This window comes from Phaeodactylibacter xiamenensis (genome assembly GCF_965229835.1).
Classification (GTDB): Bacteria; Bacteroidota; Bacteroidia; order Chitinophagales; family Saprospiraceae; genus Phaeodactylibacter; species Phaeodactylibacter xiamenensis.
In genome coordinates this window covers 1,354,671-1,366,463 of the sequence record NZ_OZ245931.1, presented here as the reverse complement: position 1 = coordinate 1,366,463, position 11,793 = coordinate 1,354,671, and the positions used below count along the sequence as shown (strand labels likewise).

The 11,793-nt window shown below is 46.1% G+C and carries 12 protein-coding genes; 8 read left to right on the top strand and 4 right to left on the bottom strand.

Translation table 11 applies throughout. The features are described 5' to 3' along the window. Window positions 1-28 precede the first annotated feature (28 nt). The 3 genes from ACO08I_RS04965 to ACO08I_RS04955 all read right to left on the bottom strand — a co-directional run bounded on the left by ACO08I_RS04965 (window position 29) and on the right by ACO08I_RS04955 (window position 1,279). The gene (locus tag ACO08I_RS04965) at window positions 29-214 is read right to left on the bottom strand and encodes a hypothetical protein (RefSeq protein WP_421948690.1); all 186 of its coding nucleotides are present in this window, start codon (window positions 212-214) and stop codon (window positions 29-31) included. 81 nt (window positions 215-295) lie between these two features. Beyond that, window positions 296-475, bottom strand: coding sequence for a hypothetical protein (locus ACO08I_RS04960; protein WP_421948689.1), 180 nt, complete (start codon window positions 473-475; stop codon window positions 296-298). Between the two features lie 372 nt (window positions 476-847). Then, window positions 848-1,279 carry a hypothetical protein gene (locus ACO08I_RS04955; RefSeq protein ID WP_421948688.1) on the bottom strand — a complete coding sequence of 144 codons (432 nt, stop codon included), beginning with the start codon at window positions 1,277-1,279 and terminating at the stop codon, window positions 848-850. A gap of 383 nt (window positions 1,280-1,662) precedes the next feature. Here ACO08I_RS04955 and ACO08I_RS04950 point away from each other — a divergent pair, with 383 nt between their 5' ends. After that, window positions 1,663-2,148 (top strand): hypothetical protein, encoded by a 486-nt coding sequence (locus tag ACO08I_RS04950; RefSeq protein ID WP_421948687.1) that lies wholly within the window; start codon window positions 1,663-1,665, stop codon window positions 2,146-2,148. Window positions 2,149-2,253: 105 nt separating this feature from the next. Here ACO08I_RS04950 and ltrA read toward each other — a convergent pair whose 3' ends face one another. After that, the gene (ltrA, locus tag ACO08I_RS04945) at window positions 2,254-3,549 is read right to left on the bottom strand and encodes a group II intron reverse transcriptase/maturase (protein ID WP_421948686.1); all 1,296 of its coding nucleotides are present in this window, start codon (window positions 3,547-3,549) and stop codon (window positions 2,254-2,256) included. A 631-nt stretch (window positions 3,550-4,180) separates the two neighbouring features. Here ltrA and ACO08I_RS04940 point away from each other — a divergent pair. The 7 genes from ACO08I_RS04940 (at window position 4,181) to ACO08I_RS04910 (ending at window position 11,743) form a co-directional block, all read left to right on the top strand. Next, window positions 4,181-4,996: a serine/threonine-protein kinase gene (locus ACO08I_RS04940; RefSeq protein ID WP_421948685.1), complete on the top strand. Its 816-nt coding sequence runs from the start codon at window positions 4,181-4,183 to the stop codon at window positions 4,994-4,996. An 86-nt stretch (window positions 4,997-5,082) separates the two neighbouring features. Next, a complete protein-coding gene (locus ACO08I_RS04935) occupies window positions 5,083-6,192 on the top strand; it encodes a transposase (protein WP_421948684.1) in 1,110 nt (369 codons plus the stop codon). A gap of 177 nt (window positions 6,193-6,369) precedes the next feature. After that, a complete protein-coding gene (locus ACO08I_RS04930) occupies window positions 6,370-6,894 on the top strand; it encodes a hypothetical protein (RefSeq protein WP_421948683.1) in 525 nt (174 codons plus the stop codon). 577 nt (window positions 6,895-7,471) lie between these two features. Beyond that, window positions 7,472-9,031: an N-6 DNA methylase gene (locus ACO08I_RS04925; protein WP_421948682.1), complete on the top strand. Its 1,560-nt coding sequence runs from the start codon at window positions 7,472-7,474 to the stop codon at window positions 9,029-9,031. Then, window positions 9,028-9,954 (top strand): hypothetical protein, encoded by a 927-nt coding sequence (locus ACO08I_RS04920; protein WP_421948681.1) that lies wholly within the window; start codon window positions 9,028-9,030, stop codon window positions 9,952-9,954. The genes ACO08I_RS04925 and ACO08I_RS04920 overlap by 4 nt, the downstream gene beginning before the upstream one ends. Next, window positions 9,954-10,406 (top strand): PIN domain-containing protein, encoded by a 453-nt coding sequence (locus tag ACO08I_RS04915; protein ID WP_421948680.1) that lies wholly within the window; start codon window positions 9,954-9,956, stop codon window positions 10,404-10,406. Before ACO08I_RS04920 ends, ACO08I_RS04915 begins: the two co-directional genes overlap by 1 nt. A 146-nt stretch (window positions 10,407-10,552) precedes the next feature. Then, on the top strand, window positions 10,553-11,743 hold the full coding sequence (locus tag ACO08I_RS04910) for a restriction endonuclease subunit S (protein ID WP_421948679.1): 1,191 nt from the start codon (window positions 10,553-10,555) through the stop codon (window positions 11,741-11,743). Window positions 11,744-11,793 lie beyond the last annotated feature (50 nt).

Here is an 11,793-nt window from a genome sequence, read left to right as displayed (position 1 = left end):
CCATTTTTTGAGATACTGTTCTGGAGGATTACACGTTGGACACGGTCTTGGAGTGCCCGGTAGAGTCGTCGAATGCCCAGGTACGGGCAAGTTCGGCTGAAGAGCTGATTGCCTGGTCCAGCAGCCACTCTTCAAACTGCTGTTGAGGGTCCTGCGCAAATACCTGCGCAAAACGCTCAGCAGTGCTTATGCTTTTGATGACACTCTTGAACATAGTCTGTGGTTTGAAAGGCACCCGGACTACGTTATCAGCGCAGAGCCAACAACGCAGACCAGGTGCAGTAACAGGGTATTATTAGCTCTTCGGCTTAGCTCCAGGCTTCAGCTCAGCGCCTGTTCTTAGCGCCATCTGTGCCTCGTCAGCTATCGCTTGCAAGTCGTTGCGGAGCGTAGCAAGCTCCTTGTCAGGGTCGTTGCCTGACTTTATCGCAGCGTCGATCTTGTCGATCCGCTGCAGGATTTCCTTGATAGTCATATCCGTGTGGGTTTAATGGATGAGTAAATGGGAGCGAAAAGGCGGGCGTGAGGGCAGCCTCCCGCTCTCGTTTGCATTCTCGCCTCCCGCTCTCGTCTGCGCTCTCGTCTGCGTCCCATCACCGCTCTCGTCACAGTCTCATACACGCCCTCTGAGCCAACTTACAGCCTGCGCTGAAGACGTAATCAGGTTGTTAGGAAAGTGCGCTTGTACGCCTCCTGACAACGTGGTGAGCGTAACTGACGACGTAGACCGGATGCTGACAACGTGGTGAGCGTAAGTAGTGACGTTGTCCGCAGGTGGTATAGAATTGCAGATCGAGCCTGTATAAGAGGAAATGCGCCAGCTCCGTTAGGAGCCAGCGCGGCATCGCTAGTCGGCGATGACGATTTCCAATGCTGCTTCCACAGCGTCAGCGGGAAGCATAATCTCTTCCAGGTCTTCGTTGTCCAGCGACAGGTAACCGCCTTCTTCACCCACCGCAGTGGCGAAGAAGTACAGCTTGTGCTTCATCCCGCGAGCCTGAAGCTCCAGGACTTCCTCGCCTTCTTCCGTGACCAACGTAATCTCTTTGCCTGCCGACGTGCGGAACTTGTCCGGCACCGTCGAGTCGTTGACCCAGATCGTGCCCGTCAGGTCCTGCTCCTCATCGACCACAATAAAGTAGCCCTTGTCGTCGCCAAACTCGCGGTACTGCACCGCCTTTAGCGGTGTCAGCTCACCGTTGTTCACACGCTCAGCGTAGCTCGCTACGAGCTTCTCAAATTCCGTTGTCTTCGCTTTTGATTTCGACTTAACTGCCATTGTAAATGATTTTGCGTTAAGCGGGGGGATATCCCACCGCCACGAACGGTGGGGGGTGGTCTGTGTGAAGTGGTGGGCGCTTTTGTCTGTGAGGTACAGAGCGTTATAGCGCTTGCGTTTACGGGGACGGTGGTCAATGGCTAAAAAAACTATGTGTAATCCGCAATAAAGATTTTAGGGTTCGAGTTATTTCTCTATCTTCATTGTTGAAGATCAATCCTACCGCTTAGCCTATTTTCTAGAAGAACAGATGATGTTTTCCTTGTCAGCTTCCGTTTACATGCTGAAATACTTGTGCCTTGAGTAAGTAAGAGCACGAGGTTGGAGAGGAAGAGGAGTTGAGTTTGTAAACGAGTTAGCTCTTATGCAAAAAGAAATATAATATGAAATTAATACACGGAATTTTAAATACTCAGGAAGTAAGTTACTCTTCAAATCTTAACAAGGACAGGTTAAAGGAAAAGTTTGACAATCTTTTTGAACAAAAAGCTTTAATCTTTAAAGGAAAATTTACGAATAATAATGAATTTGTAGCTTATGACAAATTGAATGTTATTGGCTGGAATATGCCTAATTTAAGAAGAAAATCCGCTTACTTAAAAGGGGAAATAACGCAAAAAGAAAATAGAACATTGGTGAAATTAGTAGTAAAACCAAATTCCCTATTGCCAATCTTTGCTATTCTTGCTATCCTTGGAGGGAGCATTATTACGATACTGACACTATCTAATACTGAAAATGATAAGTTCTTCTCAGTTTTTGGATTAGTTCTAATTGGGTTGGGAGTTATTTATTATCCAGTAAGTTCACTTTTAAGAAATCGCCTCAGGAACAAGATTGTTGAATATTTAGACTTGAAGAAGGTGTAAAGTGTCAATAAATGAACGAGCACAAAGAGCTAATCGAGTAGGGTAAGGAGCGGCAAAATTACCACTCCTTATCCCTCTCACACCACTTAGCGTACGGACCTCGTACTAAGCGGTTCGTGAACCATGGAAAAGTTGTTCATAATAATCGAGGAAAGATTTATAGCCGCGTTTGTCTAGTCTTTCCTTGGTGACGGTTAAGCCCATGATGGGCGATTGTGCGATGGCCCAACCACCCATCCGGGAGCGGGACCAGGCGTAGGCCATTCCGGCTTCGATGCCGAGTTGGCGGAAGGCACGCATGCGGCGATTGGGTTTCTTCCATTGTTTCCAGATGCAGTACCGCAAGCGGTTTCTGATCCAGCCATCCAGAGCTCTCAACTTACCCCACATTTTGCCTAGCTGAAAATAGCCCAGCCATCCGTACATCAGGGAGTTGAGGCGTTGAATGCGTTCTTCAAATGGAATTGGGCTGGTTTTACGCGTAAGTGCCTTGATCTTGAGCTTTAATCGCTTCCAAGATTTCGGCGCTACCCGTAGGTTATATTTCCCCTTCGCGCCTTTGCGGTAAGATGAAATAAATCCATAGCCCAACAACTCAAAACGGACCGGACGACAGATCGTCGTCTTGTCCTTGTTCACCAATAGGCGCAGTTCCTCTTCTATGAAACGGGTGATTGAGCGCAATACCCGGTGGGCGGCTCGCTTTGATTGCAGGAAAATACTGCAATCGTCCGCATAGCGGATAAAGCGATGACCACGTTGGGCAAGTTCCTTGTCCAGCTCGTCCAGTAGGATGTTAGACAGCAATGGGCTAAGTGGTCCGCCCTGGGGCGTTCCCTTGTCCCGCTGGCTAACCAGCCCGCCGAGCAATAAGCCGGAGCTGAGAAAGCTACGAATCAGTTTCAATAGAACAGGGTCCTTTACCTTGTGCTTCAGCAGTTTCAACAATAGGCTGTGGTTGACTTCGTCGAAGAAACTTTTCAGGTCCAGATCAATAATGTCCTGGAATCCTTCATTGATGTTACGCTTTGCCTGTCGCAATGCCTGGTGGGCACTCCGTCCTGGACGAAAACCATAACTGAAGGGTGAAAAGTCCTTGTCGAAAATCGGTGACAAAACTTGATGAATGGCCTGCTGAATGAAGCGGTCCGTCGTCGTAGGAATACCTAATAAACGGGTACCTCCGTTCGGTTTCGGAATTTCTACGCCCCGGACCGCCGCAGGGCGGTAGGTGCCAGCGCGTATTTCCGCTTCAATGCGCGACCAGTGTTCGCGTAAATACCCCGCTAGGTCGTCTACGCCAACTCCGTCTACTCCACTACTTCCCCGGTTACCCACGACGCGGTCGTAGGCCCTTCGCAAGTTGTCCTTGCTCAAAATCCGGTTAAGTAATGAAAACATAAAACAAAATTTCTTGCCTTTCCTTGCGGTAGCTGTAGGACTAACTACGCCCCGCAAAGCGGTCGGCGATCCAAGTCGATCCCACACCCACCGGTTGTTCCGGCGATTCACGTTCAGGCCTTCAGGCTAGCCTCTCGGGAACGGTTACTAGCAACGATGGCGGTCCCCCGTTTATCCCGGTTTGCCTCCCTACTATGCCTTCGGCTGACTTCTTGATCTATAGGAATACCGAACCTAGTTCAAGGCCTCCCCGGGTAAGACCTCCCTCTTTCTGCTGATCCCGGCCGTATCTACTGCTCAGGGTTTGTTGGTTGCGGCCTTTGACATGATGTGCTGCCTTGACCACCCTGAACAGCCTCTTATACGGTTCCTGTTCGTCCGTACCAGCATTTGCAGTCCCGCTTACTTTAGACCCGGAGTCACCTCACGCGCCCTTGCGGCTTGCTAGGTAGCTTCACCAACTCGCTACCAGTGGACTTGCACCACTTAGAAAACTCGCTATCTTTATAGCGAGGGGAGCCCATTCCGGGCACACACACAGCATAGCCGACAAGCCTCCTGACGTCGGCCTGCGGCTATGCCAACCGTTCGCTTCCACCAAGAAAAAGAAAAAATAAAAACGAAATATAAAATGACCACCCTGATAAATGAAAGATATGAAGTCAATTTAGAAGGCAAAGAAAATCTTCTTGGCAGAGGTGGTGAAGGTCAAGTTTATATCGGGAAAGATAAAACCTTGAAAACTGATGTTGCAATAAAGGTTGTAGATATAACAGAAAGAGTTTTTTCATATACTACACCCTCAAATAACATACAGAAGCTACAGTTGGAATTCCAAAAAATAGAGCAATTTGACCATACTAATGTAGTCGGATATTATGATTGGGGAGTTTTTTCAAGAAAAAGGAAAATCTATTTTGCTACCATTATGGATTTAGCTGACTCAGGAAGTTTGGCTACTTGGACATTTGACAATGAAACTAAAAAATTAAGTGAGATAAATGATTTTTTCGTTGGGATACTTGAAGGTTTAAAATATATTCATGACAAAGGGATAATTCATCGAGATTTAAAGCCAGCAAATATTCTAATAAAGAAATCAGAGAAAGGTAAATTTATTCCATTGCTAACCGATTTACTAACCAATATTGGTAGTCAAGCGAATAAGGAATTGGTAGCAACTGCAAGATTTAATAAGACATTTGGGACAATAGAATACATGGCTCCTGAATTACTTGGAACTAAGGATGTTTTCGTTGGTACGATGACTGATTTATGGTCATTTGGAGTAATGCTCTATGAATTTTTCAAAAAAGAATTACCATTTGGAACAAGAGAAAGAGGTGATTCTCCCCTTGAAATTGCTAAACAAATTTTATCAAAAGAGGTAGATGTTTCAGGAATTCCAAAACCTTATGATAAAATATTCATTGCCGTACACTTTTAGCTCGGCAAAAAGTTCATTGAAAGTTTGGAAAGAGAGACAGAAAAAATAAGGGTTTTCTGAGATTTTAAAATCTTTACAGAAAACCCTTGCAAAATGTCGTTCTGCAAAGATCTAAAAAATGGTTGATAAAGCATCAATCTGAGATTCCACAAGGCAACGCCTTGCGTCGATTAACTGTCTTATCTGGTTTATTAGGTGCCTTAATCAAAGGTGGCCGGGCATCTTTATCAGAGTTGGGCCGCCATATGGAAGACCCTACCGACCTGGAAAGTCGGGTCAAGAAGGCCAAGCGTTGGTTGCAAAATAAGTGGACCGATGTCACGGTACACTTTATACCCTACCTTCTTCCGATTCTCCACTCTCTGAGCAAGGCTGGAGAGTTAGTTCTGGCCATCGATGGCTCCTGTGTGGGCAAAGACTGCATGGCGCTGATGGTCAGTGTAATCTGGCGCAGGCGAGCCATTCCCATTTGTTGGGTAGTTCGTAAAGCTCCCAAAGGCCATTTCCCGGAACACATGCACGTGGCCATTATCGGTCAAGTGGCGATGCTTATGGACAGTATCCTGGAACAGGATTGCCGGATTTTCCTGCTGGGAGATGCCGAATTCGACGGCTGCGAGTTGCAACAGTCTTGTTTGGCTCACGGTTGGGAGTACGTGCTAAAAACGGCGAAGGATACTTTGGTAGCCGATCATCCGAACATGGAGCATGCTTCGGCTTTTGGCCATTTGGCCGCAAGTATCGGTCAAAAAAGCTTGTTCCTGCCCCAAATGTATGTGGCTAAGCAAGGGTTTGGGCCAGTCAATGTCTTGTTCTGGCATGACCGGACCCGATATGACCGACCTTTGTATCTGTTGACCAGCTTGGAATATGGCCCACAAGCCGAAACATATTACCGAAAGAGGTATCACATTGAAACCTTTTTCGGCGATATCAAATCTCGCGGATTCCACATTCATAAAACCAGGATTGAAGAGCCTCAAACCTTGTTCAATCTCTTGATCGTGGCTAGCCTGGCTTTCATCATCTGTATCTTGTTCGAGTTTGATGCCCGAACCTCAGCTCAGTTGGGCAAATTCTGCCGTAAAGACCGAATCGACAGCTTGTCCGTGTTTCAGATTGGACTGAGAGCTGTCCGATTTTATGTCAGGCATGCTATGAATCTTTCTTTCCAATTTTCAAAGAACTTCCCGTAAACTAAAAGTGTACGGCAATGAAATAAAATAATTGAACTATGCTTAGAAAAAGATATTACATCAAGAATTAGTAAGGTTGAGATATTACTGAAATTTTTAAGAACTCAACGGGAGCTAAATGAAGATAATAAATCAGAGCTAAAACCTCTTGACAAAGAATCAAATGGTTTCAAAAGGTTGCCAAAATCGAAAACTAAAAAACTTGGGAAAAGGGGAACAATAATATTGCAATCATTTATCCCATTACAATCAATGGCAGTAAGTGGAGCTACAATGATTGGAACTCCAAAGGAACTTCCTCCTGCAAAAATTCAAGAATCTGATTCAGAAGAGAAGAGTGAAAATGTTGAACAACAAAAATTTAAAAAATCACTTCTTGATGAAATTCAATTCTTAAAAGAGGAGATAGCGGCTCTTAAAGAACAGAGTAAGACTGAAAAAGATAATATTTCTATTGAGAAGTTAAAAAATCTTGTATCCGATGATAAACTTGCAGATTGTTTTCAAATATTGAATTTAAGAAGAAAATTGTTTTCACATGATACAGACAAAACTTTTATTGCAATTAAGGGAGAATGGAGTCAACTAAAAAAACAAGAATTGCTTGGCTTTATTGACTATGATACAATATCAAGGTCAAGTAGTAAAATAAGATATAAACTTCTTACTTTCATTGACGTAATTGAACTTGAAGAAAGTTGAAAAAGAAGGCGAGAAGCGAACAATGCATACCTGCCCATAGCCAGCAAAAGCTGGCTATGTCAGGTATGCGTAACGTTGAACAAAACCACCCTGTTTTTTACTCATAAGGTTTTGTTTTCCAGTGCATTAGAGCTGGTTTTCTCTTAGGTTTGGTGTTATTGTATCACCAAATCAAGAGGAATGAGCACACCCACCCCTACCCCCGCTACGCTCCGTACTACAGCTAGTTTACGCCTACTTCAAAACCCTAAACCCCCGCTCCCCAACCCACACCAGGTACATCCCCGGCCCCAGAAAGGAAAGGTCCAGCTTAACGCCCTCTGAGAAGTCTTGCTTCAGTTGAACCCGTCCCAGCAGGTTTTAAGCAACGAATACATCCCCTTCACTTCCAACTTTCCCCCAAACATCCTATCTTCACCCCTGACCAACTCGAATCCACTATATGCAGATTAACCTCAAAAAGGACGCTTTCCTGGGGCAGCGCTGTGCAATTCCTCGTCTTGGTCTCCACTAAAACTGTAACCTTGTCCAGGTTTAACCGTAAATAAGCTCAAACCCTCCTAAAGAATCAGTCTACATGGCGAAAAAGAAGAAAACATCTACAGAAGAGCCGTTAGAAACTCAACTCTGGAAAGCAGCAGATAAGCTCCGGAAAAACATCGACGCAGCAGAGTACAAGCACGTTGTCCTGGGGCTGATCTTCCTCAAGTATATCTCTGATGCCTTTGAGGAACTGTACGAAAAGCTCAAAGCCGGTGAAGGCGAATACGCCGGTGCTGATCCGGAAGATAAAGACGAGTATAAAGCCGAAAATGTATTTTTCGTCCCGGAAGATGCGCGCTGGAATTTTCTTATGTCAAAAGCAAAACACTCTAAGATTGGGAAATTTGTTGATGACGCAATGACTGCCATTGAGGGAGAAAATAAATCTCTGAAAGGGGTGCTTCCGAAGGTCTATGCCCGGCAGAACCTAGACCCAACCAGTTTGGGTGAACTCATTGATCTGATAAGTAATATCGCCCTGGGCGATACCAAATCCCGCTCCGCGGATGTCCTCGGGCATGTCTTCGAGTATTTCCTGGGTGAGTTTGCGCTGGCAGAGGGTAAGAAAGGCGGACAGTTCTACACCCCAAGAAGTGTCGTTGAGCTTTTGGTGCAGATGCTGGAGCCTTACAAGGGGCGCGTATACGACCCTTGCTGTGGCTCCGGAGGGATGTTTGTACAGTCTGAGGAGTTTGTAACGAGCCACCAAGGACGCATCAATGATATTTCCATCTACGGGCAGGAGAGTAACCAAACGACCTGGCGGCTGGCAAAAATGAACCTCGCCATCAGGGGAATCGACAGCTCGCAGGTGAAGTGGAACAACGAGGGCTCTTTCCTGAATGATGCCCACAAAGACCTGAAAGCAGATTACATCATCGCGAATCCCCCGTTTAATGTCAGTGACTGGAGTGGTGACCTGCTGCGCAAGGATGGGCGCTGGAAATACGGGGTGCCGCCTACCGGAAATGCCAACTACGCCTGGATTCAGCACTTCCTCTATCACCTGGCACCCAGCGGACAGGCGGGCTTTGTCCTGGCAAAAGGGGCTTTGACCTCCAAGAGTGGCGGCGAGGGCGATATCCGGAAGGAATTGATAGAAGCGGACCTCATTGATTGCATCGTCAATCTGCCGGCTAAGCTATTCCTGAATACGCAAATTCCGGCTTCGCTTTGGTTTATGAGCCGTAACCGCAGCAATGGGAAGTTCCGCGACCGGAGGGGAGAAATCCTTTTTATTGATGCCCGGAATATGGGGGAACTGATCAACCGCAGGACCCGTATCCTGACTTATGAGGATATGGACCAAATCTCCAGCACTTACCATAACTGGCGCAACCCGGACGGCAAGTACGAAGACGTTAAAGGCTTCTGTGCGGCAGTGCCCAAAGAGCGGGTGGCAGAGCTGGACTATGTGCTCACGCCCGGACGGTACGTGGGCTTGGCGGAGGAAGAAGATGACTTTGACTTCGGTGAGCGCTTTGCGAGCCTGAAAGCGGAGTTTGAGGCGCAACTGAAAGAGGAAGCGGAGCTGAATGAGCGGATACGCCAAAATTTAGCGAAAATAAAAATCGAAGAAAATTCAGCCATATGAACTATGAGATCAAAATAGATAATGCGGTTGAAGCCAAGGGCGCGATTGATCTCGGGCGGTTGGCAAAAATTGCAGAAGGCATCCGGAGGATATCTGAGGGGGCATTGCAAATCCGCCTCAGGGGTATCAGCCTCACAAAAGGGCGGAAGAAAGTCTCCCTGCAAAATGCGCTCAAGGTCACTTTGACTGATATCAAAGAAGGGAGCACGGTTTTATGCCTGTCTACCGAGCCATTTGAAAAAACGCTTGAGCCCTACCAAACCGATATCTTCAGGGCGGAGGCGCAGGCTGAATTGCCCGCTGAGACCCCCATGTCTTTATTCATCAAGTCTTTTCAATACGCCCTAACGGATGAGGACCCACAAGAGCTTTTGGACAAACCACTGCTGCGCGAGCTTAAGAGCCTGAAAAAAGCGTTTCTATCCGAGGGGGAAACCATGCGCTTCTCCAATCAAGGCAGTTTGCCCGTATTAGAGCTTACGCAAAAGGACTTTACGAAGATCAAAGTCTTGGAAGATGAAATACCCGACCCGCAGCCGGTGGTGCTCAATGGGATTGTAGAGCTGCTCCAATATTCTAAGCTGAAAGTGAAAATCAAAACAGCAGAAGGCATCGTGGACGGTTTTTTATCGGATGACCTGTCCTCCGAGGACATTGCTCCCTTTTGGGGGAAAGAAATAACCATCACGGGGACTAGCCACTTCAAGCCCAGGGGTAGGTCCGTTATTGAAATCGAACGCGTCTTTGAGCCAGGCGCAGGGGATGACTTCTTTTCAAAGCGCCCTAAGTCCGAAACCGTCGATATGCAGATCGCCCGGCAAATCAGGGAAAAAGGCAGCAACCCGCTAGCTGATATTGTGGGCAAGTGGCCTGGCGAGGAGACCGATGAGGAGTTTGAAGAACTGCTTAAAACGCTCGACTGATGCGAAAGTATGTACTCGACACCAGTATTCTGCTGCACTACGTCCGGCACTCTGACCTGGCACGGCAAGTGGAAGACAGTCTTAGCTTGCTGGCTAAAGACGCGGTCCCCATTATTGCTTCCGTGACGGTTGGCGAAATGCAAGGCTTTGTGCAGCGGCAGCAGTGGGGGGCGAGTAAGGTGAAACGCCTGAAAAAACTCGTGGAGAAAATGATCGTGGTCGATATCGCGGCTGTGGATGATGAGCTCATGAACGCCTACGCCACAATTTGGAATTACAGCAAGAATACCCTGCCGGGAAACAAGCTCGGGCACTCCATTGGCATCGGGCAAAATGACGTCTGGATCGCCGCCCTGGCGCGTGCCGCTAAAGCAGAACTGATAACCACCGATGGCGACTTTAGCCACCTGAATGAGAAGTGGATCACTGTGCATACATTCAAAAAGAAATAAACCAAAAATGAATTGGGAAATAAATACATATAAACCACTGACAAATAACACCTTAAATTGTTTTCCTCGCATGAGATCAGGAAATAAAACCAAGCTGTTAGGGGGCGACACCTATCCATTCACTAACCTTCAAAAAGTGAAAATTGATGAGTGAGTGGAAGGGATATTCTATAGAAGAACTTTTCCAAGTTCAAGGTAGGATTGGTTGGAAAGGCTACAAAAGAACTGATCTTGTGGATTCAGGACCAATCGTGGTTGGTGGTAGGGAAATTAATTCTGAACTATTTCTTGATCTTTCTGATGTCAAACATCTAAGCAGGGTAAAATATGAAGAATCGCCCGAAATAATGCTCAAACCCGAAGATGTCTTAGTGGTGTGTCGTGGAAACTTAGCAGAAGTTGGAATTTACCATAAAGAATATGGTGAAGGTACTCTAAACCCTTCCGTGGTATTACTGCGTTCTAGGGGAGTTATATCACCACTTTACGGTTTTTATTACTTGTCTTCTTCTATTGGAAGGGCACAGCTGCTTTCAATATCAAGCGGAAGTTCCGTACCAGCGATTTATCAATCAAGTTTGAAAACTTTACAGCTACCTGTTCCAGACAGGGATACTCAAAATGGCATTGTTGAGATTCTGAAAAGCCTAGACGACAAAATCGACCTCCTCCACCGCCAAAACCGGACGTTGGAGCAGATGGCGGAGACGCTGTTTAGGCAGTGGTTTGTGGAGGAAGCGGATGAGGGGTGGGAGGAAGTTAATATTGAATCTCTTTTTGAAGTTAGAGACGGCACTCATGATTCACCTAAAAAGCAAGAGTTAGGCAAAAAATTAATTACATCTCGCCATCTAAAGCCTAACTATATCGATTTTAAAAATGCCTATTTTATTTCTGAAGAAGACTATTTGGCTGTTAATAAAAGAAGCAAGGTTGAGAAAGGCGACATATTGTTTTCTATGATTGGCACAATTGGGAATTTGTTTTTAGAAGAATCTGACAGCGTAGATTATGCTATTAAAAACATCGGTTTGTTCAAGACTTCCCAAAATCCTAAATGGAGATACTTTACTTATTTGTGGTTAAAATCAGATTTAGGTAGTCAATTTATTCATGAAAATCGCAGCGGCAGTACTCAAGAATACATTTCTTTAGGCAACTTAAGAAGTATTGCTTTTTATGTTGAATCAGAATCCCAAGTGAGCGAATTCAATTCTGTCGTCAATCAACTTTTCAAGAAAATCAAATCCAACCAAACCCAAATCCGCACCCTTACCGCCCTACGGGATACCCTGCTGCCGAAGCTGATGAGTGGGGAGGTACGGGTGGACATATGAGGGGGGGTACCGGTACAATAAAAGAAAAGCCGGAGCTAAAAACAGGACTT